The organism is Vibrio sp. CCUG 15886, from assembly GCF_028570825.1.
GTDB classification, from domain to species: Bacteria; Pseudomonadota; Gammaproteobacteria; order Enterobacterales; family Vibrionaceae; genus Vibrio; species Vibrio vulnificus_B.
On sequence record NZ_JAQQBT010000009.1, the window covers coordinates 1 to 25378 of the forward strand.

Sequence of the window (25378 nt, forward strand, 5' to 3'; positions counted from 1 at the left end):
CGGATTCGAACCATCGAAGGCGGAGCCGGCAGATTTACAGTCTGCTCCCTTTGGCCACTCGGGAACCCCTCCAGGGTGTTTTCCTAATCTCATCTGGATTAGGCTTAAGCGGTGTTTTCCCAACGCATCGCTCAAGTGCGGAGCGCATCATAGCAAACCAGTTCAGTGTGTAAAGCCTTTTTCTGTGCTTTACATGTTGAATGCTGCCTTTTTGGGCAAAGATGCCAGAAAGTACACATTTTGGTGACAACTTAGGCCGCTAAATCCTTCACTTCTCACCATAATTTACACAACTTGACGTTACAGTACGCTAGAGCTGATAAACTTATAATCTCAACTATGGCTTTATTGATTGACGGAACATGAAAAAACGCATTCTTATCTCATTTATTACTCTGGCTCTTATGGGGACTTCCTCTCTATCCCATGCTGCTCCAAGAGGGCCATCTGCTGTTACTGTGGTTGCAGAAGAAGTGCAAACACACCAAATTAGCCAATCTTTAGCGCTGGTCGGCAAATTGGAAGCGGTGCAGTCAGTGGTGATTGCGTCCGAAGTGTCCGGCAAAGTCGAAAGCATTCAAGTGAAAGCCAACCAGAATGTCACTAAAGGGCAACTGTTGGTCAAGCTTGAGGACGATAAAGCCTTAGCAGCGGTATCTGAAGCAAAAGCTTATCTAAAAGATGAGCAGAGAAAGCTGAAAGAGTTTGAGCGACTGGTCAGCCGCAATGCGATTACGCAAACAGAAATTGACGCGCAAAAAGCCAGTGTCGAGATTGCACAAGCGCGTTTGACCGCGGCCAATGCCAACTTGAATGATCTTCATATCACCGCGCCTTTTGCCGGAACGGTGGGTTTCGTCGATTTTAGCCGCGGCAAGTTGGTGAACTCAGGCACTGAATTACTGACGCTCGACGATCTGTCGTTGATGCAACTGGATCTGAGAATTCCGGAACGTTATCTGTCGATGTTGTCGATAGGCATGCCTGTGACAGCAACATCCAGCGCTTGGGGCAAACAAGTGTTCACTGGCAAGGTGGTGGGCATTGACTCACGGATTAATGCTGAAACGTTGAACCTACGCGTGCGCATTCAATTTGAAAATCCAGAAAATCAGTTGAAACCAGGGATGTTACTCAATACTGCCTTAGCGTTCCCGGCGATTGAAGCGCCGATCATTCCGGTGCAGGCATTAGAGTATTCCGGGACCAAACGTTACGTTTATGTCATCGGCAGCGACAACAAAGCGAAACGCACAGAAGTTCTGCTTGGCGCGCGAGTAGAGAACCAAGTGGTGATCGAGTCGGGTGTCAACATCGGCGATAAAATCGTCGTGCAAGGTATCGTGAACATGCGTGATGGTGTGTTAGTCAAAGAAATTGGCGGCGCAGCAGCAGGGCAAAAGACCGTAGCGAAGAAGGATGAGCAATAATGTTACTCTCTGATGTTTCGGTGAAAAGGCCAGTTGCTGCGCTGGTATTGAGTTTGTTGCTGTGTGTGTTTGGTTTTGTCTCGTTCAGCAAATTGGCGGTGCGCGAGATGCCGGACATCGAAAGCCCGGTTGTCTCCATTAGTACGCGTTACGATGGGGCGTCGGCGACGATCATCGAAAGCCAGATCACCTCAGTGCTTGAAGATCAACTCTCAGGCATCAGTGGTATTGATGAGATTTCGTCGACCACGCGTAACAGCATGTCTCGTATCACCATTACCTTTGAACTGGGTTATGACCTCAATACTGGGGTGAGTGATGTTCGTGATGCGGTTGCGCGTGCGCAGCGTTCGCTACCCGAGGAAGCCGACGATCCTATCGTGTTTAAAAACAACGGTAGCGGTGAGGCATCCGTTTACATAAATCTCAGTTCGTCAGAGATGGATCGTACTCAGCTCACCGATTACATCGAGCGTGTACTCATGGATCGCTTTAGTCTTATCACCGGAGTGAGTTCCGTTGATATCTCGGGTGGCTTGTACAAAGTTATGTACGTGAAGCTAAGTCCTGAGCTGATGGCCGGACGAGGTGTGACTGCCACGGACATTACCGCCGCGCTACGCAGCGAGAACCTTGAAAGCCCGGGGGGCGAAGTGCGTAACGATCAAACGGTGATGTCTGTTCGTACCGCGCGCAGCTATAACTCAGTAGAAGACTTCCAATATCTGGTGGTCAAGCGTGCCAGTGACAACACGCCGATTTATCTCAAAGACGTGGCGGATGTCTTTATCGGTGCTGAGAATGAGAACTCGACGTTTAAAAGTGACGGGGTAGTCAACGTCAGCATGGGGATTGTCCCTCAGTCGGACGCCAACCCGCTTGAGGTGGCAAAAAGAGTACATGAAGAAGTCGATAAAGTGCAGAAGTTTTTGCCAGAAGGGACACGTCTCGCTATCGACTACGATTCAACCGTGTTTATTGAGCGCTCTATTTCTGAAGTTTATAGCACCTTGTTCATCACTGGCGGGCTCGTGATTCTCGTGCTGTATATCTTCATCGGTCAAGCTCGCGCGACTTTGATCCCTGCGGTGACCGTGCCTGTGTCGCTGATTTCCTCGTTTATTGCCGCGTACTACTTTGGTTTCTCGATTAACCTCATCACCTTAATGGCCTTGATCCTCTCTATCGGTTTGGTGGTCGACGATGCGATTGTTGTGGTTGAGAACATTTTCCATCATATCGAGAAAGGTGAATCACCTCTGCTTGCGGCCTATAAAGGCACGCGAGAGGTGGGTTTTGCGGTTATTGCCACCACCTTAGTGTTGGTGATGGTGTTTTTACCGATCTCCTTCATGGATGGCATGGTGGGCCTGCTCTTTACCGAGTTTTCGGTGTTGCTGGCGATGTCCGTGATTTTTTCATCATTGATTGCGCTGACGCTCACCCCCGTCTTAGGCAGCAAAATTCTCAAAGCCAATGTTAAGAAAAACCGCTTCAATGACGTCGTGGACGTGTTGTTCGGCAAGTTAGAGTCCGGTTATCGCGCGTTGCTAAAGCGAGCCCTCGCATGGCGATGGCTTGCGCCCGTGATCATCCTTGCTTGTATGGGCGGCAGCTACGCGCTAATGAATCAAGTGCCAGCACAATTAACACCACAAGAAGACCGAGGGGTCATTTTTGCCTTTGTCCGTGGCGCCGATGCCACCAGTTACAACCGCATGTCTGCCAATATGGACTTAGTGGAAGAGCGTTTAATGCCGCTGTTAGGGCAAGGGTTCCTCAAATCATTCAGCATCCAGTCGCCGGCGTTTGGGGGCCAAGCGGGTGACCAAACCGGATTCGTTATTATGATCTTGGATGATTGGAATGAACGTTCAGTGACAGCGCAACAAGCCTTAGGCGAAGTGCGTAAGGCGCTGGCGGGCATTCCTGATGTCCGTGTATTCCCGTTTATGCCCGGATTCCGTGGTGGTTCGAGCGAGCCTGTGCAGTTTGTGCTTGGCGGTTCGGATTACAACGAACTGCGCGATTGGGCCGAGGTGTTGAAGAACAAAGCGGAAGAATCCCCAATGATGGAAGGGGCGGAGATCAACTATTCTGAGAAAACGCCGGAACTGGTGGTGTCGGTGGACAAACGTCGTGCCGCAGAACTGGGCATCAGCATCAAAGAGATTTCCGATACCTTAGAAATCATGTTGGGTGGGCGTAAAGAAACCACCTTCGTGGAACGTGGTGAAGAGTACGATGTTTATCTTCGTGGTGATGAAAATCGCTTTAATAACGCAGCAGATCTGAGCCAAATCTATCTACGAACAAAAAGTGGCGATCTGGTTACCTTAGATACAGTGACCAACGTTGAAGAAATTGCGTCGTCGATTCGCTTATCGCACTACAACAAGCAAAAGGCGATTACGATCACCGCCAACTTATCGGATGGTTACACGCTGGGTGATGCGTTGGATTTTCTTGATCAGCAAGCGATCGAGACGCTGCCGGGCGATATTACCATCAGCTACTCTGGTGAATCGAAGGACTTCAAAGAAAACCAGTCTAGCGTTGCCATTGTGTTTGCGTTGGCCTTGCTGGTGGCCTACCTCGTTCTTGCTGCGCAGTTTGAAAGCTTCATCAACCCTCTGGTGGTGATGTTTACCGTGCCGATGGGGGTGTTTGGGGGTTTCTTAGGCTTGCTCATCATGCAGCAAGGTATGAACATCTACAGTCAGATCGGCATGATCATGCTGATCGGTATGGTGACCAAAAACGGTATCTTGATTGTGGAGTTTGCTAACCAACTGCGTGACCGTGGCTTTGAGTTTGAACAAGCCATTATTGATGCCTCGGCACGACGGTTGCGCCCGATTTTAATGACCGCCTTCACGACCTTAGCGGGCGCGATTCCACTTATCCTGTCGGATGGGGCGGGCTACGAAAGCCGCGTGGCCGTTGGTACCGTTATTTTCTTCGGTATGGGTTTTGCCACCCTCGTCACTTTGTTCGTTATCCCTGCGATGTATCGTTTGATATCTCGATACACAGAAGCGCCAGGGCATGTGGAAGCGGAACTAAATCAAGCCCTCAGCCATGATACGAAAGGCCGAGTAAGCCACGGTTAAACCAATCCTAAAACCCAAAGAGCCGAGGAACAAAACCTCGGCTCTTTTATCTCGGCTGGTATAGAGTGCTACGATGCTAGAACTGCTTACCGATGGAGAGTTGGAAACCAGAATACTTATCGTAGAAATCGTCAAAGCCTGCGTCAGCAAAGCTATAGACATATTCGGCTTTCAGCCAGAAATTTTGCCCCATATCCCAGCCTAATCCACCCCCGACGTTGAAAATCATTCCCGCTTCTTCAGAGATTTTCACTGCGTTGTTTGTCACGTCATACATGTTTGCTTGGGTGATCAAACCCGACAAGCGACCGAAAAGTGAAATCGGGGTATCCCCTAAGTTGCCCGTGGAGAGCAGAGCGGAAACGCCCGCTTGATAATAGTCTAGGTTAAGGCTGGTTCCTGCCGTGCTGTTAGTGACTTCATTTTGCGTGTAGCGAAACAGGCCTTCCACAGCAACATGTTCATTGAAGTTTTTACCAAAGCCGATCGTAAAGTTTGGGGTGGAAAGCTCGCTGCCACTGTTGTCGCCGTAAGCAGAAACGTCAAAAGCGATGGTGCCTGCACCAAGGTAAAAGTAGTTCGGCAACTCGCCCATTTTCTCCGCGAAAACCGGTTGGGAAAGTAATAATGTTGAACACGCCAGCATAATTTTTTTCATAATTGTTCGCCACCTAAGAGTGTTTCAATAAGATGCATAAGAGAGTGTTGGCTGAGATAGTACACAATTCCTCGGCGAAGAGCTTGGTTTTATTAGTGGATTTTGTACTATGCTGGTCATCCGCCCGTGATTAAGACGGAAAAATGAGAATAAAGGAAAGTAAAGTGACACAGTTTAAATACCAAGAGTTGACTCAAGAGCAGCAAGACAAACTCGATGCTGCTGCATTTCGCCGTTTGCTGGCTCACCTTGATGCCAACAAAGAGGTGCAAAATATTGATTTGATGATTTTGGCTGGCTTTTGTCGTAACTGCTTTAGCAAATGGTATAAAGCCGAAGCGGATGTTTTAGGGCTAGATCTTGATTTAGATGATGCTCGTGAGCGTGTTTACGGCATGACTTATGACGAGTGGAAAACCAATCATCAACCTGAAGCCACGCCAGAGCAATTGGCGGCTTTTGAGGCAAAACAGAACAAGTGAGGCAGTTTTGTGTTCTATGTAATTATTTCGGTTTAAGTTGTAAAGGCTAAAGAAAAACCATTTTGGTGCGAGAGCACTTAAAGCCTTTGATTATTAGATTGTCAAATCGATAAAACAGTATTTAAACCTGATAAATAACCAAGGTGATCGTTGAAATAGTCTTGAATGTAAAAATTAACGAGCGTCTTGGTTATTAACAAGTTTATCGTGGCTTGTTATTTTTAATAGTAGTAATTTGCCAATATAAAGGACACAAAGACTAGCACTAAAGAGTACTTCCTATATCTTCTATTAAAAGAAGAAAAAAAACCAAGTGCGCATGCTAAAGATATTAGTAAACTACCTATTTTATCAACGATATAATCATTGTTATACCCCATAAAGACTGTTAAGTGAAAAACAGAATTTATCAGACAAAAAAATCTAAACAAAAACCACATATTGTTCATAAATAATAACCAGAAAAGATAGCAGTGAAATAAGAAATGACCAGTTAATGATGAGTCGCAACCTTTCCCTAATCAAAATCCCTTGTTCATTCAAAAACTCTTTTTTACTAAACAGCAATGTGAAGTCTCTAGGTCCTACTTTGCCATTGTCAGCTCTAAACCTTCTTAAAATAAGTGGGGAAAGAAAAAATGCCACTCCACAAGCAAAAAAAGTTATCGGCAATATAAATCGAAAAACGTCAAGAATATTCAATTTATTAGTTATCCTATATTATGAGATAGATTTGATATGTGAGTTTTTTACTTTCTAAAATAGAAGTGTTTAACTATAAATATGAATAATCTACTACACATTAGAAATTCTGTCACATCCACTCCTTTTATAAAATAATCTATATCTTATAAGCACAGCAATACTTAACCTTCTAGTAAATCTAAAAGATACTCTAAATCTGAAATAAACAACTCATCATCTTCATTTAAATGTTTCTTATTTTTACGTAAATAATATGCATCTTCCACAATGTTCTTACATTTTAAAATTGTTTCATAATCTATAAATCCATTTATATTCTCTATTGCATCCAAAGCATTATTTCTTGACTCTAATGTATCAGTTACTACATAGTGAGTCAGCTCATACAAGTATTCTTTAGCATTAAACTTTGAAATGGCGTAGAGAACTGTTCCTCTTCTTCTATAATTCTCCTCTGACCTTATACAGGCAAAAAGACACTCTAGAAAACTATCATCACCAATATCCCTCACTATCAAAGCCATGTTGTTTTTTACAAGATTCGAGCTAATTAAAAATATATTTTCCTTAATAAATATCCCTATTTCATTTATATCAACACACTCCAATTCATCTAGTTTTTTTCAGATCTATATAACGAGCTTCTTCACTACATAAACTTCTCTTAAAATTTGAAACTAAACTCATAACAATTAAATCTTGGCCTTAGCATTAAGAGATACAACCTACTCGACATTTAAGCTAAAGAATGAAAATATTAAGTGCAAACATAAAACTAAAAATTGTAGTGATCTTTTAGTTAAAAATAATACCAACTTCGGCCAGGATTGTGCATATATGAGCGCGCAAGTAATAATTTACTTTGATCATCATCTACGATATCCATAGCCAATTCTCTTTCTTTCGATAGTATATCTAATGACAACAATGACGAACTAGACACTAAAACAAAAATTATATAATTAACAATCTTTAAAGTAAATATCTTCATTTTATAATAACAAGTAAATACATGAATATTCATGCGTCCAACATTGACTCTTTATTTACCCTGACTATATCTATTACTCAAACGGGTATAGATCCACATCTAAACTAGCACCAATGTTACTGATCCAATTAATATATTTTCTTTCAAAGGTTAATGGCGGTGCATCTTCGCTGTAAATCGAAAGTGACACTTGAATATACACGTCCCCTCTATCAGACAACAATCTAATCGAATGTTCTTTATCTACAGTTCTCATGAATAAGCTTTCAAGGTGATCTTCAATTGTTGAAGAAGAATCGACTTCGGACTTTATTGTACAGCCATTGTCTTTCTCAACTATTGAACCTAATTTCCTTCTATCACCAACATCCCATAGCTCATCAAAGCTCATTCCAACCTGCCCTGAAATGTCTTTAGAAGAAACACTCTCACTCATAATACTTAATCTTGCATAAACTCTCATATTTTCCTCACAAGTTGTAAATATTTAAATCTTAACTCGCGTGGTTCTATTCCTTGGTCTTTTAGTTTATCAATTTCATCTTTAGAAAATTCCTATCATTGTAAGTCGTTATCGTGTGAAAGTATAATAGTGTTATATATCAATATATAGGCATATTTATAATGTAAAAGAAGAGATTTTAGCTTGTTATTTTTAATAGTAGTAATTTGCCAATATAAAGGACACAAAGACTAGCGCTAAAGAGTACTTCCTATATCTTCTATTAAAAGAAGAAAAAAAACAAGTGCGCATACTAAATATATTAGTAAACTACCTATTTTATCAACGATATAATCATTCTTATACCCCATAAAGACTGTTAAGTGAAAAACAGAATTGATCAGACAAAAAAATCTAAACAAAAACCACATATTGTTCATAAATAATAACCCCAAAAGACAGCAGTGAAATAAGAAATGACCAGTTAATGATGAGTCGCAACCTTTCCCTAATCAAAATCCCTTGTTCATTCAAAAACTCTTTTTTACTAAACAGCAATGTGAAATCTCTAGGTCCTACTTTGCCATTGTCAGTTCTAAACCTGCTTAAAATAAGTGGGGAAAGAAAAAATGCCACTCCACAAGCAACAAAAGTTATCGGCAATATAAAGTGAAAAACGTTAAGAATATTCAATTTATTATTAATCCTATATTAGGAGATATATTTTGCATGTGTGTTTTTTACTTTCTAAAATAGAAAAATTTAACTATAAATATGAATAATCCACTACATATTCGAAATTCTGTCACATCCACTCCTTTTATAAAAGAATCTATATCTTATAAGCACAACAATACTTAATCTTCTAGTAAATCTAAAAGATACTCTAAATCTGAAATAAACAAATCATCATCTTCATTTAAATTTTTCTTATTTTTTCGTAAATAATATGCATCTTCCACAATGTTCTTACATTTTAATATTGTTTCATAATCTATAAATCCATTTATATTCTCTATTGCATCCAAGGCATTATTTCTTGACTCTAATGTATCAGTTACTACATAGTGAGTCAGCTCATACAAATATTCTTTAGCATTAAACTTTGAAATGGCGTAGAGAACTGTTCCTCTTCTTCTATAATTATCCTCTGACCTTATACAGGCAAAGAGACACTCTAGAAAACTATCATCACCAATATCCCTCACTATCAAAGCCATGTTGTTTTTTACAAGATGTGAGCTAATTAAAATTATATTTTCCTTAATAAATGTCCCTATTTCATTTCTATCAACACACTCCAATTCATCTAGTTTTTTTTTCAGATCTATATAACGAGCTTCTTCACTACATAAACTTCTCTTAAAATTTGAAACTAAACTCATAACAATACAACCTAGTAATTAGTATCCACGCGGTTTTCCTAAACCTTTCCAGATATCATACAACTCTTCAACATTGGCTCTTGACTCTAAGTCAAATCCGTCATTAAAATCTTTTTTACCTTCTTTCTCAAACCATTTTTGAAAATCTCGATCTTTATTGCCATACCAATTATCACGCTGTTTCTTTTTTCCGCCTCTAAATTCTTTACCTTTTTTACCTCTGTTTCCACCAGCGCTTCCCCAACACCCATCATCATCGTGATCACTGTTTTTCCAATTTTCGCTATTTTGCCAACTCGGCCAATCAGGTAAGTTAGGTATTTCACAACCGCCAAGAGCCCTGCATACCGCGTAACTAACCGGGATAGCAACTGCAGGGTGGAACATCACTACTGCGAATCTCCCATCCGGATCCACATACCCCAGCGGGTCGCCATTTACATACGCATAAAGGTTTATCCCGCCTTGCTCTTGCAATGGATCGCGATTAAGCCAGCGGCCCAAGTTGGGCATATAGAAGCGATAACCAAAGTAAACCAACCCACTGGTAAAATCGCTGCGTTTGGTCGACATGCCAAACGGCTGTAGAACGAAGTCATCGCCACTTACTTGCCCGTAAGGTGAATAACCTCGCTGACTGAGTCTTTCTCCGGCCTGGTCAAACACACCATAGACATGACCAAGATGGTTAGTCATATAATAGATGTTTTGCTTACTCTGCTGCCGCATTAACAAGCCAGCGACACCGCCTTTTCTATCTGGTCTCCATATATTGTTTGCTAATACGTTGTTCTCGCTGTCGCGCTCTTGAAGCTCTATAAGACCTAGGCGAACAAAGCGTTTCTCTTCGACTTTAATATTATTTTCAAAGCGTTGATACACTCTTAGAAAATGATCGTGCCCATACTCAAACCGTTCCTCAACCTGAGTGCTATTTTTCTCAAAACGAATCGCGGTTAGTCTGTTTTCAGCGTCATAATCTGCTTCAAATGGAGTCTCGCCCGGCAGTAAGCCTCGAGTTAAGTTTCCGTCAGCATCATAAACAAAAGCCTTGCTGTCACCATTCCACGAGGAAATTTGGTTAAGCGAATTGTACGTAGCTTGTTTTTGTGGGCTCTCTAGAGGAAGTAACTCATTAGACTCTAGTTGGGTGAGCTTACCCGCCACGTCAAAACCAAAAGTAAACTCGCCAACTTTATTTTCGCTTTTTTGATATTCCAATTTGGAGAGATCGCCAATGTCGTCAAAGCTTAATACCTGTTCAATACCGTTGGGGTATTTCAAGCGACTGGCTACATTTTGAGGTGTATCATCGTAAGTGATTTCAAAGACTTGTTCTAACGCTGAAATGCTGGTTAGACGCCCGAAGGCATCGTATTGGTACTTACCAAAGTTAAGTCCATTTAACGTTAATGCTGAAAAACGATTAAGCTTGTCAAACTCAAGCTCAATGTTATCGTCCTGCCATGGGCCATCGATACGCTTAAGTTGGCCATCTGCGTAATAGTGATAACGCGTCGTACCTTGAGCATCAGACACAGAGCTAAATCGGCCTAGTGTATCGTATTGGTAGGAAACCTCTGGCGTTGCGTCACTGTAGCTGACGCGGGTTAGCTGATTTTTATCGTTGTATTGAAACGACTTGGTGATACCACGGGCGTTGGTTGTAGTGTGAATGTAACCTTGCTGATAGTCGTGTTTAATTTCACTGCCGTCGGCATAGTGTTTGGTGGTCAGTTGTCCAACCGAATTGTATTCAAATTCTGTTTTGTTTTGGTTCGCGTCGATTAGAGCCGTAGTGCGTCCTGACGCATTTCGCTCTATGCGTGTAACACCCAACATAGGATCAACGATGGCGACCAATTGCTTGGCTGAATTATATTGATATTGGTAGGTTCGACCTCCCGGAAGGGTTTCGCTCTCTAAAAGGCGAGGGCAACTTCCATAAACCACCTCGGTCTCACGATTTCCCTCTCTGCTGACATGAGTGAGTTGGTTAATTCGGTCATAACGATACTGTGTGGCTTTGCCATGTATATCCGTAGCTTGTGTTACTCGTCCTAGCTCATCATATTGATATGAAGCCAGAGCCTTACCTTGGCTAACAATCGATTCGAGTCTTCCGGATGCATAATGAAAGTCGACGACATTATCATCAGCAGATATTACTTGTAATAACTGTCCGTTTTTGTTGTATTTATAGCTAGTTTTCGCCCCGTTTAAATCAGTGGTACCAATTAGTAGGTTGTTTTTACTGTACTCATAGTGTTGTTCACCAGCAGGCGTAACGGCTTTAATTAAGTTTTGACGATCGTCGTAAACGTAGATCGTGCTGTTGTTGAGCGTATCAGTAAACTCCACCACTTTACCGAACGAGTTATTGCGATACTTTACTGAATTACCATCTGAGTAAATCGTTTTGGATAGGTTGCGATTTTTGTCGTATTCGAATCGAGTCCATGTACCATCAGGGTTTGTGATCTGTTGAACACGAGAGTAGCCTTTGGAGTATCGTTGATAATCGTAGACGGTTTTGGGGACATCAGCCTGACCGTTGTTGACGTTAACATCCACATAATCAACGTAGTGCTCTGGCGAGATATACCATGCCTTACCCGTTTGAGAGTTATAAAAATATTCCTCTTTATAGCCTAATGGGTTAACGACCGTCATTCGGCTGCTCATCCCCATCGGATCACCAAATGCTGGATACTCATCAATTCGAGTCGAGTCTGGGTCTCCGAGTTCAACAATGAACTTTGTTGTTCCCTTAGCATCTGTTAACGACGAGATAATCCCCATATCATCATAGGTAATCTGTGCCGAATACCCTTGCATGTCTTCAAGCGAGACTAATTCGCCTTTCTGGTTATAATCGAAATGAGCTTGATAGCCTGTTGAACCTGTGACTGAGACAATTTGTTTGGCCTGGTTGTAACTAAAAGTGAGAGACTGTTCTAGTGCGTTGGTCACTTTCAGTAACTGGTTGTCTTGGTAGGTAAATTTAAGCGCGTTACCACTTTGATCGACCGCAGAGCTTAATCGGTAGTCGCCACTTTCCACTTGAGTGAAAGTTTTGTAGCTACCATCAACATAAGTCGCTTTGATCACGCCTTCTTCCACACTCAAGCGTGGTAGCAGTGTCGCTTCTCCAGAAAGAAGTGACTGCGAGTTCAAAATATAGTTGGTACCGACTTGCTGGTATTCATCCACACGTCCGGTACCTGATACTAGCACTAACGAACTGGAATCTTTTGGTTTGGAAACGTAGTCAGCGTAATTGTGTGTCCAACGAGATCCTACCGAGCTTTGTTTGTTCTCTTTACCTAATGCGTTGTAGGTAAGTGTAAACTCAATACTTGGTCCATAGGCTGAATCTATCCATATTGGCGTATCTTGAACAACAATATTGAGGTTATTGAAATCAAAGTGCCAAATAGGAGCGCCTCGGGAAGAGTTGCAGTCTCCATCTCGGGAGCCATCGCCTTGTCCTCCTGTTTGATAAGAGCCATTGGGCCCTAAGGGACCTGTTGGTGGTTCAACTGCTGGCGAACACGATTGTAGTAACGCGAGTAAAACTAAGGCCAGCGCGACAAAAATAGCCAAAAGCATCTTATTTTCCTTATTGTTCTAATTGTTTTTCTACGACAAGATCTTCTGCCGAAAGTAACGCATCAAATTTATTGGTGGCGCGATTCATAATCATGGAGCCTAACCGAGACTCAAAGTCATAATAGGCTTGCAGCCCATGCTCATCGCCATTCGGGGCCTTAGTTTGATAATTGGATAGTTCTTCATCGCTCAAGGCGCGGTTCCAAAACTGCACGTTATCGATGAGCGCGTTCACAGTCGAAGTACCTCCTAAACTCAAGGGCAGTGAACTTTTGCCTTTAAAGCGAATATTCGAAAGCGTGCCTATTTGCTCTCCATCAATATAGGCTTGAGCGTTAGGGTGTTGATATCTCAGTGTAAAGTGGTACCACTGACCGGTATTTATTGTGACCTTCCTATACGCCCTTTCATCACCAACGCCATATGAGAAGTCGCCATCCTTGTCTAAGCCAATGTAAAAGCGATGGTTGTTATTATCATCCGCTCCTAGACGTTGGTTTAATCCCTTAAGCTGGTGATAATTGATGTCAAACATGAGTGTTTTGTCGGTTGCATCTGGATATAACCCAGTGATCAGTCGGCTATCGGCTTGACCCATTAGGTTTAGCATACCGTTAGATAGAGCAACGACTTGCTCTCCGTGCGATAACTTATGCTGCTGATACCAGTGGATAAATGAATACCAATTTGTGATGCCATCACCGTTGCTGTCTTTGTCACCATCACCAACATGCATGTTACTGCCTTCCAACATTTCAAAACCGTCTAGCATGCCATCACCATCAACATCGGCGTTGCATGCAGAGTTCAACTGCTCTAATTCTTGACGATCGGACAAACCATCTTGGTCGGTATCACTTTGGTTCGCATCAATACACAGCTGTGCTTCAACGTAATCTGGAATCGTATCGCGATCCGTGTCGTTGACTTGATGAGTCTCAATCTCAATGTCATCGACTAATTTGAGATCAAACTGGCCGTTCGCGAGATTTTTTACCCATTTGCCTTTTACAGACGAGAAGTCATAAGAGGCCACTAAACCTTCAAGATTCTCTGTAGGAGGTAGAGCCATAGAACGATATAGTTCTCTCTCAGAGAGCGCACGATCCCATATCTGCACATTGTCAATCAGCCCTGTGAAAAAATCAGAAGCCACTGATGCATTATTCAAAGCGCCTAGCCAGAGTGCGTGGTTAAATGGTTCGCTAATCTTGGCATAACTGCGTGACGCCTTTTCTATGAGCTGCCCATTGAGGTAAAATTTGACATATTCATCCTCAACCACCATTGCTATGTGATTCCAGCTATCAATTGAATACTGCGCAGGTTTAAACGAATAGCCTTTCCATCCAGATCCCCCCAACGCAAACTTCTTCTGAGCATACTGAACGCCAGCATAATAGTGCTGGGTGTTCGCATTACTGACACCAGATAACTGCGAATCCAAACTGTCAGATTTAAACCAGTACATAAAGGTTGAACGGTTATTTTTTGGGAAGTAGGGGGTAATCGCATAACCTTGACTAAGTGATAGAGCACCAAACTCGACGGTGGTTTCAGGTATATGCATGGTTTGCTGTTTGCGATACTCGTCCCAGTTAGAGATACCGTTACCATTGCTGTCAAAGTTGGCGTCTGCAATCAAACCATCACTGCCGTGAGTTCGTTCAAAATCGTCTGGTAGACCATCATTATCACTGTCAGGATCGCAAGGGTTGGTTATAAGAATAAACGGTTTACCCACTGAAAGTTCATCGCCATCACTAATACCATCTCCATCACTGTCGGCTGTTAAACCATCGGTACAAAATGCAAGCTCTAACCGATCAATTAAGCCATCGCCATCACTGTCATCATCTGTTGGTTCTGCCACCAAATGAGCGCCATTGACTAACAGAAGATCGTACTCACCCGTAGCCATATTCATCACCCAATCCCCTTTGGATTGGGTAAAATCGTACCATGCGCTTAGTCCCGAATTCTTCGGTGTTGGAGCGGTAAACATATATTGATAGATTTCCGCTGGCGCGAGTGCCCGCGTCCATATACCAACGTTGTCAATCAGCCCCTCCATATGCTCTTTGGCTACTCCATTATCGTTCACTGCTCCGATATAAGTCGCCCAAAGGTTGGGCAGATCTGCTCTGTATGGGCTTTTCTCGTCGACCATCATCCCATTGATGTAAAGTTGAGTCGGAGCTTCACTGGATAACACTAGGGCTAAGTGAACCCACCCATTTGGAGAAAGGTTACTAGGCTTAAAGCGAGTTGTGTATTTGTCACCATAAATAATATTACTAGACGCAAAGCCTAATTCGTGAGAACCCATATTCCCCAATCGCTGCCAACTTCTTTCCTGATATGGCGTCCAGAACATTAAGGTCATATCGTGCGATGCAGAAAAATGATTAGTAATTGCATACCCTTTGTTTTGCGTAAGCTGCAAGGCGCGTTTAGCTTCCACATGTGATTCTTGAGGCAACTTATTGACGTGGTTGTGGGCATAAACTTGCCAATTGTTTAACTGGCTTGTCGAGTTTGCTTTACTTCCTGCATCCGCAAATAGAGGGTTGCTGTAATGCTCAAGTTCAAAGCTGTCCGGTACATTATCCCTGTCGGTGTCCGCTAAACAAGGATCGGTAATCACTGAGTAGTTAGAGTTTACCCCATATTCTTGGCCATCTAGCAAACCATCGCCATCTGTGTCAGATACCGTCTCATCTAAACAACTCGCCACTTCTAGCTTGTCGTCCAACCCATCCTTATCTAAGTCAACAACTGGGCTCTCTGCCGAAATCTTGGCCCCATTAACTAGTTTTAGATCATAAAGGTTCGTTACTTCATTTTTAACCCAACCATTCTTTATGTGGTTAAAACGGTACAACCATTCCATGGCGTTATCTGATGCAGGGTTTGGTGGCGTGATCATAAAACGGCGGATTTCTTCGCGTGTGAGTTCACGCCGCCACTTCATAACATTATCTATTTGGCCATTCATGTGCTGGCTAGCCAGCCCTTCAACGTTTGCTGCCCCTAAGAAAAATGGATAGCCGATCGCTTTTAGAGTAGCTTTACTGTCCTTGGCACGTTGGCCATTGACATATAGCGTTGTTTGCTTTTGACTGAGTGTCAGCGCCAGATGATTCCACTGATTATTGACTAAATCGTGGTCATAAGCGTGTTCACCATACTTCTCGACCCTATACATAGCACCGTATATACTTTGGCCTAACGCTAGTGATGAGCTACTGTTCACATCCGTCACGCCTGAAAGTGATTGATTATAAACAGAGATTTCTTCATTTGGTTTATACCAAAACATAATAGTAATAGGGCCCGTTGTCGGGTAATAGCCCGAAATGGCATACCCCTTTGTGTCTTCGACGTCTAGAACACCAGGCATTGCCTGCTCGCTCGCCGATTTGAACGCATTGCTATTGTTAAGGTGTTCTACATAGCGCTGCCAGTGTGTCTGCTGCTCATTTGAATCAACAATATGACCGTCGGCTAACGTCGGATTCATATTATTGTCAACTTCAAAAGCGTCATCGATACCATCATTGTCGGTATCTGAAGAACACGGATCCGTCGTTACTTTTTTCCCATTGATCACAAAACCGACATTGATTTCTTGTCCATCGCTCAAGCCATCACCATCGCTATCAACGTTTTGAGGATCGGTGCAATAAGTCGCTTCGAACTCATCGCTTAATCCATCTCTATCACTGTCGTTGGATTGAGCCGATTCAACAATATGTGCACCCTTGACTAGCTTGAGATCATAGTTGCCAGTTACTGCATTTCTTACCCAGTTCCCTAAGTACTGAGAAAAGTCATACCAAGCCACAAGATCTTGATCATTAACATCGGGGCTTTTACGCATGTAATTGATGATATCCCCTTGCGTTAGTGGCCTATTCCAGACTTGAATATCATCAATTTGACCACTTTGGTGGTGTGTTTCTTTTCCTAAGTAGTTAACCGCGCCAAACCACATGGAGTAGACAGAACTCATGTCGTTACGACCATATAGGTTGAGATCAATCACTTCCTCTAACTGACCATTAACATAAAGTTTTTTCGTGTTTTTTGAGATAACGAGAGCGAAATGATTCCACTCATTGTTCTCAATGGCACCTTCAGCATTTAGTCCCTGAGCCCAAGACCGCGCAAACGGTTTATTGGCTGTGTCTATACCGATGAAATGACCACTATATTCGGTGTACTGCACACCACTAAATTGTGTTAAACCTGATTTATCCGATTTAAACCAATACATAAAAGTCACTTGTTCGCTTAACTTTTCAGGGAGAATGTCCGAGATGGCATAGCCTAGGTTACCCGACAGATTAAGCTCGCCAGCCAAGCTTTGAGCTTTATTTCCCAGTGCCAATAGTCGTTCAACACTTTGCTTCGCATAGAATTGCCAGTTAGTGGTATCACGGCCTGATTCAAGGTGGTTGAGGTCATGGCTGGTTGGGTCCATGCTATTCTCTAGCTCAAACTTATCATCGATACCGTCGTTGTCGGTATCTGCCGAACAAGGATCGGTTGATTTTAAAGTGATACTAGGAACTAACTCCTGTTTATCTGGAATGCCATCTCCATCACTATCCCGTTTGTTAGGGTCAAGACACAATCCTGCTTCAAAAGCATCCGAAAGGCCATCGCCATCGCTGTCTTGATCTGGTTCGGCAGGCTGTAAACGGCTTTTATCTGTCAGCTTGAGGTCAAATTTCTCAGTGGCTTTGTTGTATACCCATTCGCCACGGGACTTAGAAAAGTCGTAGTAAGCAACTAAACCCGGTTTTTTATCTTTTGGGGGCTCCGTCATGTAGCGGCGCACTTGATGCTGTGCTAACGAATGATTCCAAATTTGAACATTGTCGATGGTTCCATTCATATGATGTTCGGGAGAGCTATCTCTATTTTGCGCCCCTATCCAAAACGCAAGAGCCTCTTTTGGGGTATACCAAAGTCTCCATTTGGTTTCGTAAGCTAACTCTCCATTTAAATAGACGCAGAGTTGGCTAGATTTTTCATTCCAAGTAAGAGCAAAATGTTGCCACTCATTAGTGAGGATACTTTTACTGTGATCGCTGACTCCTAAGACATTAAACAATCCCTTTACCCTGGAATCTCTACTTATCCCAAGAGTGAGCTTATGTAAGCCAGATTCTGAAAAACCTGAATATTGCTCTGACAATGTTTTAGGTTTAAACCAATACATTAAAGAGAAGTCTCCCCCCTTATTTGTATAACCCGTGATGGCATAAGCCTTACTGTCCGTTACATCAAAGTGTCGGTCTTGCTCGACAACATCGAGATTGCTGTCAGCACTTTCATGATACAAAACGTAGCCATGCCAATATGTTTCGCCTGTTGCTGGGTCAAGCGCAAGAGCGTCATTGAGTACAGGGTTCATACCAAGCTGATATTCATAGCTGTCAGGTACCCCATCATTATCACTATCCATTTGACAGGCGTTGGATACCACATTTAACCGAGAGTCGAGACCGAACTCTTCTCCGTCGGATACTCCGTCCCCATCACTATCAGAGTTGCTGCTGTCGCTGCACAACGCAAGTTCAAAGGTATCGGGAATACCATCACCGTCTGTATCTAGATAGTCATCCTCTTTTGATAGCTTCGCACCAGCCGCGAGTTTCAAATCAAACTTGCTCGTCACTCGATTTTGAACCCACTCACCACGGCTTTGATTAAAATCGTAATAGGCAACCAAATGGCTACTAGTGATGGTGTCGAGGCTAAACATACTTCTAGCGACATCTTGATGAGATAAGGCAACATTCCAAACACTGAGGTTGTCGATGACACCTTCGATACTCTCAGGCTGCCAAGCTCGTTTATGATGACGAGAACCAAACCATAGCGCATACTGGCTTGCTTTTTTAAAGTTCACTCCAACAGCTGTGTGTTTCAGTTGACCATTAATGTATAGATGAGCAGTACCATTGGCATAACTCATCGCCACATGAGTCCAATGCTCGTCTTCGATTTTTTCTCCTTTCAACGTCCTGTACTCATCACCAACGCCATAGGTCACTTGGTTATTTTCATCAATTCCTACATAAAATCGTCGGTCACTATCATCATGGCTACCCATGGTTTGCTTGGCATCACTTTGGGAATGCTTAATCCAATAGGTTAGACTTAATGCTTCTCCATTCGGAGCAAAACCTGAAATTGCGTAGCCATCGTTATTACGTATATCCAGTACCCTTGGGTTTGAAACGATTTCGACTTGTTTCTGCTGATGTTTTTCTGCTATCCAATTGACATAGCGAGCCCAACTGTCTCCGCGATAGCTGTCGACAACCATAGGATCGCTCCCTACTTTGACTTCATAAGCATCTTCGATTCCGTCGAAATCACTGTCTTGAAGGCAAGGGAAAGAGCTTGTTATGGCTGATTCACCAAAACGTATTTCTTGACTATCCGTTAAGCCGTCGTTATCGGTATCGGAATCCAGAGCAGATGTACATAGTTTTTCTTCAATGTGATCGGGAAGTTGATCGCTATCGCTATCTAATGCTGAGAAAATATAAAGGGGACTACTTGAACTCATCCCTTTGCCATCATTGGCAACTACTTTCCAATATCTAGGTTGAATGTCAGAAACCGATGCGAAATCTGCATAGACAGACGCACTTCGAATTCCTGTTTTTAGTTGATGTAATTGTTCCGGGGCCTTACCCAGCCAAATATCGTAGGATTGCGCGCCATCAACAGGCTGCCATTGTAATTTGATTTCTTGAGAAAGATTAAGTTTGGCGTTGTTTACGGGCTCAACGATTACAACCGCTTCTAGTGGAGAGGTGAAGCCTCGTTGGGAGATGCTGATGCGATTCCCTAAAGCATCCAAAGAATGGTAGCGGTCCTGATCCCCATGTTGTTCACTGACTAACTGACCGCGGAGGTTATATTGATAGGATACTTGATTCGCTTTTGTATTAGGACAAGAGAGAAGGAAAAAAAGTATACACAGCTTTTTTAAGATGTTGAGTAGGGACACTGGCATCACTTAGTCATAGGGTAAGTTACCTGTATCTTATGCATCAATATTAATTAATTGAAATTAATTGATTTTATGTTTAGATAATCACGGCTTATGTCAGTTTCTTATATCGCTGAAACTACGTTTGGATTTAACTATGATTCCTTATCTCACACTTTTTTACAGAACTCTTCCTAGAGGCTAAATGTTCTCTAATGAGACTTAGAGCGACGCATCTTAGGTAAGTGATTACAGGATCCTGCTTATTGTAAAAATCTTATGCCTAAAAAATTTATACAAATGACGTTAATAAATAAAAAGTAAGGCTCTATTCCGATCACTCCGGTGGTTGTTATCTGGGTGTCAGTTGTGTTGTTTATATAAGCACGACTATCGCACTGCCTAAAACAAAATGCCCACGGAATCACGTGGGCATTTTTATCGCCAGTTGTTGAATTCTCTGCGTTACGCAGGGCAGCAGATGGGCGCAACGCAGCCATCGCGCTCAATGATTTCAAGCTGCTCTAAGTAGGGTTGAATGTCACCAATGTTGGTTTTTACCCACTCTTCATTAAAGTAGGTGTCTAAGTAGCGATCTCCGCTGTCACACAGTAGAGTCACGATAGAGCCACGCTCGCCACGCTGTTTCATTTCGCATGCCAATTGCAATACACCATACAGGTTTGTGCCCGTTGAGGCGCCAACTTTACGGCCAATCAGCTTAGATACCCAGTGGGTACACGCAACAGAAGCGGCATCAGGGATTTTTCGCATTTCATCCACAACGCCAGCAATAAAGCTTGGTTCAACACGTGGACGACCGATGCCCTCGATCTTACTGCCCGTATTACCAGTTATCGTGTTATCACCGTTTTGGAAGTAGTCAAAGAACACCGAGTTTTCTGGGTCAACCACGCACAGCTTGGTGTCCAGCTTTTGGTAACGGATAAAGCGACCGATGGTAGCCGAAGTGCCACCTGTGCCCGGGCTCATCACGATCCAGCTTGGTTCTGGGTGCTCTTCGAGCGTCATTTGGCTGAAGATAGAGTTCGCGATGTTGTTGTTGCCACGCCAGTCCGTTGCGCGCTCCGCGTACGTGAACTGATCCATATAGTGACCATTTAACTCTTTGGCTAAGCGGTGAGATTCTGCGTAAATTTGATCGGAGCGATCCACCAAATGGGCTTTACCGCCATAAAACTCAATTTGCTCGATTTTCTTTCTTGCGGTGCATTTCGGCATTACCGCGATAAAAGGCAAGCCCAGTAAGCGTGCGAAGTATGCCTCTGAAACGGCAGTACTGCCGGAAGATGATTCAATGACGGTGGTTTCCGGACCAATCCAGCCATTACAAATTGCGTAGAGAAACAACGAACGCGCTAAGCGGTGTTTTAACGAACCGGTTGGATGGGTGCTTTCGTCTTTGAGATAAATATCAATGCCTTCGAGAGACGGAAGATCAAGCTTAAATAAGTGGGTATCAGCAGAGCGTTGGAAGTCAGCTTCAATCTTGCGAATCGCGTTATTAATCCAGTTGTGGTCCGTACACATGGGAGCCTCTCTTAATTCTTATTGACGGTAACAAAGTACCTACCTTTGCAGAGAAAAGCTTTGCTTTTTATGTGGTGATGTCTCTATATTGTAGAAAAATTTTCTATAATTGAGTGGATTGATAATTGTATGCTAGATAAAGTTGATCTAAAGCTACTTTCGCTATTGCAGCAGGATGGCACCTTGTCGCTGAGTGACTTGGCTGAGCAAGTGAATCTCACCACGACACCTTGCTGGAAGCGTCTGAAGCGTTTAGAAGATGAAGGCTTCATTGAAAAGAAAGTCGCTTTGCTGAATGCAGAGAAATTGGATCTCTCATTTATCGCATTTGTGCAAATTAAAACCTGTGATCACTCTTATGCGTGGTATGACCGTTTCGTTGCGACGGTAAACGATTTCCCGGAAGTGATGGAGTTCTATCGCATGGCGGGTGAGTACGACTACATGATGAAAGTGCTGGTTAAAGATATGAAAAACTTCGATACTTTTTATAAGAAGTTAGTCAATAGTGTTGAGGGGATATCCAACGTCACCTCGACATTTGCTATGGAACCACTCAAATACACCACCGCGCTACCACTTGGTCAATGATGGAAGAGATGCATAAGTTTCAATGGTAGATAAATTGGTGTTACCAATTGAATCTATCTGTATCAAAGATAAGAATTTCAAATGAACAATGTTCACAATATCAGCTTTCTCTAATTTTTTATAACAGTGTAAGCTAAAGGTGAATTTCTATAACTGTATGTTTTATATTGTTTATTTATGAGTTTGGTAACGCATTTTTTAGCAATGTGATTCATTCCTATTTGCATGTAAGAAATCGCGCAAAATCTGCCGATTTCTTTGCCTGATTTAATTTTCTGCCTTGTGATAAGGTCCGCGCCTGTTGAGTAAATATTCAGTTGAGGCGTAATAATGCGAATAGAACATGGGTTAATTTTATTGCTCACTGCCAATGTGTTGGTGGGGTGTGGCGGCGGAGGTGGCGGTAGTTCGGCCCCTGCGGTTGTGAAACCAAGCAAGCAATATCGTGCGCCTCTTGAATCTTTGGACCTTACCACCACCTATGTACAAAGTGGCGAGATTGTTCAACCGCAACTTTTCGAAGTGAAAGGTGATGTCGCGTTTGAGTTAATTGGTGACGAAAGTGCACAAGTGGTGTTACTCGACAGCCAAGGCCGCATCAAAGTATTAAAGCCAGGTGTTGCCCATGTGAAGGCGATTGATACCAGCGACACCTTTCAAACCTCGGAGTCGAATTTTACGATTACCATTCAAAAGGGCTGGAATGATGCTCTCTCCATCAGTCCGCTTTACTTAACCACCACGCAATCCACGCCAAGTTCACTTACTGTCCGTGGTGCAAAAGGTGAGTTGAGTTATCGCGTTCTCTCCGATCCTAACGCTATCATTGATCTCTCTGCACAAGGAGAAGTACAAAGTCGAGGTCGCCCTGGTATTGCACGTATCCAAGTGATCGATTTGGGTGATGAGTTTTATTCTGAACGAAGCGTGGAAGCCGATGTTATTGTGAGAGCGGTAGACGCGGATTCTCTTAGCTTTGCGGCACTTTCTCGCGCATATCAACCTGGGTTGGTGTTAGCGCCAAAACGCTTAGATACGACGCCAACAGAACGCATCGTATATCAGATTGTTAAAAGCGAACCGGATTGGGAAGTCGCGGAGTTTTCGCAGCAAAGCCAAGGCATGCTGGCGATCAAAAACAGCGGCAAAGTGACGGTGCGAGCCACGGCATATTATCCGGAGACTTACAAAACGGCTCAGCAAACCAGTGAATACGAAGTGACGATTGATAAGGCTGCGCGCCAGCCGCTGTCGGTTGCCAATATGGTGACGGAATATCAAGCCAATGCCCGTCTACAACCCGTTGTGAGTAATGCCAAAGGCGAGGTTCAGTATCGCCTATTGAGTGGTGCTGATGTGCTCCACATTGATACCGTTGCTAACTTGCCCGTTATTGATGGTGTAGGGCAGGCGGAAGTGGAAGTGACAGAGCAAAACCTGCGCAACTATCAAGCCTCTAGTGCACGTTTTACCATCCAAATTGATAAAGCGCCACACCAAGGCATCAAGCAAGATCCTATCTCTTTAACCTATCAACAAGATCTACGTATTCCGTTTGAATTTGCGGGCCAAAAAGGTCGTTTAACATTAGTGAGTGGTTCATCCCCTCAACTGGCCCTTGTGGAGAAAACGTTATTCATTAAGCAAGCGGGGCAATACTCGTTGCAAATTGAGGATGATGGTGGCGAGTTGTATCAATCAACGCAGTTTACGCTCTCTATTGATGTGGCAAAGGCGGCCGCACAGCCTTATCAAACGCAAGATTATCAAGAAACCTACTACAAAGATCTTCAGATCAACCTTCAACAAGATCTCAATCCCCGTACCAATGATTTGTTGGTACTTAATAACAGCGATCCTAGCGTAGTCAAAGTGCTAGACGGAGGCATTCTGCACGTCTTAAAAGCGGGTGAAACCCGTTTGACCATTCGAAGAGCAGAAACAAACAACTATTTGGCAGGTCCGGTACAGTACGTCAATGTTCGTATCAATAGTGCTGATAGTCAGCTAAAAGCGGCGCAACCGCTTGTCGAGGGCACCTGGACTTCTGCAATCGGCTCGATTGGCGCTCCTTTAATCACGGGGGCTGTGGGAAAACTGAGCTATTATCTCGCCGAGGGGGAACCAAACGACGTTGTCGCATTGGATAAAGACTCTGGTTTGATGAAGATGCTCAATGCGGGCTCTGTTCGAGTCATCGTTAAAGACACGGGCAGTAGTGGTGTGAATGCAGGTGAAACCAGTTTTACCGCTCGCGTCTTACCCGCCGATAACCCGGTTGAGATTCATTATCCAAATACGATCTTTGAAGAGAACAAAACGATTGTGCCGTCTCTTTCACTTGTGATGGATAAACGCAGCTACCGCTTGATCAATCAAGCCGATCCAACAGTAAAACTGACTTCCAGTACTGAGGGATCTTTAAGTATGCTGCATGCAGGGAGCTTCGAGATTGAAGCGACGGTTTCTGCTCGCAACTATAAAACAGTGACCAAACGTGTAACGGGGACGATTAGCAAGGCCGCGGCCAAAGCGCTTGATTACAAGCCGCAGAGCGTTGATTTTGTGCCCTTCAAGCAGGTTAGTTTGGCGATGCGCTCACCGATAGGTACGCGCAGCTACAAAACGATGCTGTCTGATAGCACCATCTCCGTGGATCCTATCAGCGGCGTGATAACGCTCAAGGACTATTTGGGGGACAGCCAAGATCAAGTGGCGTCTATCGTCGTGAGTGAAGATGAGACGAGAGACTATCTTGCTCTGAGCCAAACGTCTCTGAACTTTACCTTGAACGCACCGAAAGCGGAGCAAGCGGATTCTAACCATACTCTTACCGAGAAGCAGACGGTCATTATCAGTAAACTGAGTGGTTCTGAATTTGCTAGTCTGCAAGAATCTCAATTTGGGTTGATGGGTGTTGATCGCTTGTTGCGACCAACCGATGAACAGTTCAAAGAGTACGGCGAAGGTATGATTGCCATCGTGAGAGTGAAACCTATTGGCTCCGATATACTCACTGAACGACGTCAATTGATGCTGCATATTGCCCGTTTTGATGATTGCGCCACTAAGTTAGACCCTGACAATATTGAACCATTCAAAGCGGTTGCATTTGATGCACCAGGATACTGCGAAGATGGGTCTCGTACGTTGCGAATGACGCGAGTTACGGTGGTGGATGATTCCCCGTTGCTGGAAGGCCCATATGAGTTTGTCCGTCCAATGATCTATTACCGTAAAGGCGAGCGCCGATTTTTACCAGAGCGAGATGGTGGCCGTTACCCAAGAGAGGGAGAGGTGGTATCTAGCCTCACCTATGGTGACCCAAGAACCTTGTATGAGTGGGGAATATTGCAGTTAAACTACCAACGACAATAATTAGAAGGAGCGCCGATGCGCT

12 protein-coding genes are annotated in these 25378 nt (G+C 43.5%); 5 read left to right on the forward strand and 7 right to left on the reverse strand.

The window, feature by feature from the left end; genetic code table 11:
• Positions 1–404 precede the first annotated feature (404 nt).
• Entirely contained in the window at positions 405–1430 is a 1026-nt protein-coding gene (locus PQQ36_RS15610; RefSeq protein ID WP_372456870.1) for an efflux RND transporter periplasmic adaptor subunit, read from the forward strand.
• Positions 1430–4543 (forward strand): vibriobactin export RND transporter permease subunit VexH, encoded by a 3114-nt coding sequence (vexH, locus tag PQQ36_RS15615; protein ID WP_013572167.1) that lies wholly within the window; start codon positions 1430–1432, stop codon positions 4541–4543. The genes PQQ36_RS15610 and vexH overlap by 1 nt, the downstream gene beginning before the upstream one ends.
• A gap of 76 nt (positions 4544–4619) precedes the next feature.
• On the opposite strand, the gene PQQ36_RS15620 is transcribed toward vexH, so the two are convergent.
• Complete coding sequence (locus PQQ36_RS15620; RefSeq protein ID WP_011149860.1) at positions 4620–5201, reverse strand: porin family protein; 582 nt, start codon at positions 5199–5201, stop codon at positions 4620–4622.
• 164 nt (positions 5202–5365) lie between these two features.
• On the opposite strand from PQQ36_RS15620, the gene PQQ36_RS15625 reads away from it, so the two are divergent.
• Positions 5366–5683, forward strand: a complete 318-nt coding sequence (locus PQQ36_RS15625; protein WP_188011573.1) for a DUF1244 domain-containing protein — start codon at positions 5366–5368, stop codon at positions 5681–5683.
• Positions 5684–6549: 866 nt separating this feature from the next.
• Here PQQ36_RS15625 and PQQ36_RS15630 read toward each other — a convergent pair.
• The 6 genes from PQQ36_RS15630 to PQQ36_RS15655 all read right to left on the reverse strand — a co-directional run bounded on the left by PQQ36_RS15630 (position 6550) and on the right by PQQ36_RS15655 (position 21387).
• A complete protein-coding gene (locus PQQ36_RS15630) occupies positions 6550–6912 on the reverse strand; it encodes a hypothetical protein (RefSeq protein ID WP_146043218.1) in 363 nt (120 codons plus the stop codon).
• Positions 6913–7452: 540 nt separating this feature from the next.
• Positions 7453–7842 carry a DUF4279 domain-containing protein gene (locus PQQ36_RS15635; protein WP_072603496.1) on the reverse strand — a complete coding sequence of 130 codons (390 nt, stop codon included), beginning with the start codon at positions 7840–7842 and terminating at the stop codon, positions 7453–7455.
• 836 nt (positions 7843–8678) lie between these two features.
• Entirely contained in the window at positions 8679–9206 is a 528-nt protein-coding gene (locus tag PQQ36_RS15640) for a hypothetical protein (protein WP_039467581.1), read from the reverse strand.
• A gap of 18 nt (positions 9207–9224) precedes the next feature.
• A complete protein-coding gene (locus PQQ36_RS15645; protein WP_263180636.1) occupies positions 9225–12818 on the reverse strand; it encodes an RHS repeat domain-containing protein in 3594 nt (1197 codons plus the stop codon).
• A gap of 10 nt (positions 12819–12828) precedes the next feature.
• Positions 12829–19854, reverse strand: coding sequence for a LamG-like jellyroll fold domain-containing protein (locus PQQ36_RS15650; RefSeq protein WP_263180637.1), 7026 nt, complete (start codon positions 19852–19854; stop codon positions 12829–12831).
• Between the two features lie 447 nt (positions 19855–20301).
• Positions 20302–21387 (reverse strand): PLP-dependent cysteine synthase family protein, encoded by a 1086-nt coding sequence (locus tag PQQ36_RS15655; RefSeq protein WP_011149862.1) that lies wholly within the window; start codon positions 21385–21387, stop codon positions 20302–20304.
• Between the two features lie 129 nt (positions 21388–21516).
• Between PQQ36_RS15655 and PQQ36_RS15660 the strand changes: the two genes are divergently transcribed.
• Positions 21517–21978 carry an Lrp/AsnC family transcriptional regulator gene (locus tag PQQ36_RS15660; RefSeq protein WP_011080950.1) on the forward strand — a complete coding sequence of 154 codons (462 nt, stop codon included), beginning with the start codon at positions 21517–21519 and terminating at the stop codon, positions 21976–21978.
• 330 nt (positions 21979–22308) lie between these two features.
• Positions 22309–25356: a D-tyrosyl-tRNA(Tyr) deacylase gene (locus PQQ36_RS15665; protein ID WP_194593320.1), complete on the forward strand. Its 3048-nt coding sequence runs from the start codon at positions 22309–22311 to the stop codon at positions 25354–25356.
• The last annotated feature ends 22 nt before the right edge of the window (positions 25357–25378 follow it).

Bases quoted from the DNA above. Each gene is read 5' to 3' on its own strand.
- PQQ36_RS15610 (WP_372456870.1), top strand. From the start codon at position 405: ATGGGGACTTCCTCTCTATCCCATGCTGCTCCAAGAGGGCCATCTGCT.
- vexH (WP_013572167.1), top strand. From the start codon at position 1,430: ATGTTACTCTCTGATGTTTCGGTGAAAAGGCCAGTTGCTGCGCTGGTA.
- PQQ36_RS15620 (WP_011149860.1), bottom strand. From the start codon at position 5,201: ATGAAAAAAATTATGCTGGCGTGTTCAACATTATTACTTTCCCAACCG.
- PQQ36_RS15630 (WP_146043218.1), bottom strand. From the start codon at position 6,912: ATGGCTTTGATAGTGAGGGATATTGGTGATGATAGTTTTCTAGAGTGT.
- PQQ36_RS15635 (WP_072603496.1), bottom strand. From the start codon at position 7,842: ATGAGAGTTTATGCAAGATTAAGTATTATGAGTGAGAGTGTTTCTTCT.
- PQQ36_RS15640 (WP_039467581.1), bottom strand. From the start codon at position 9,206: ATGAGTTTAGTTTCAAATTTTAAGAGAAGTTTATGTAGTGAAGAAGCT.
- PQQ36_RS15645 (WP_263180636.1), bottom strand. From the start codon at position 12,818: ATGCTTTTGGCTATTTTTGTCGCGCTGGCCTTAGTTTTACTCGCGTTA.
- PQQ36_RS15655 (WP_011149862.1), bottom strand. From the start codon at position 21,387: ATGTGTACGGACCACAACTGGATTAATAACGCGATTCGCAAGATTGAA.
- PQQ36_RS15660 (WP_011080950.1), top strand. From the start codon at position 21,517: ATGCTAGATAAAGTTGATCTAAAGCTACTTTCGCTATTGCAGCAGGAT.
- PQQ36_RS15665 (WP_194593320.1), top strand. From the start codon at position 22,309: ATGCGAATAGAACATGGGTTAATTTTATTGCTCACTGCCAATGTGTTG.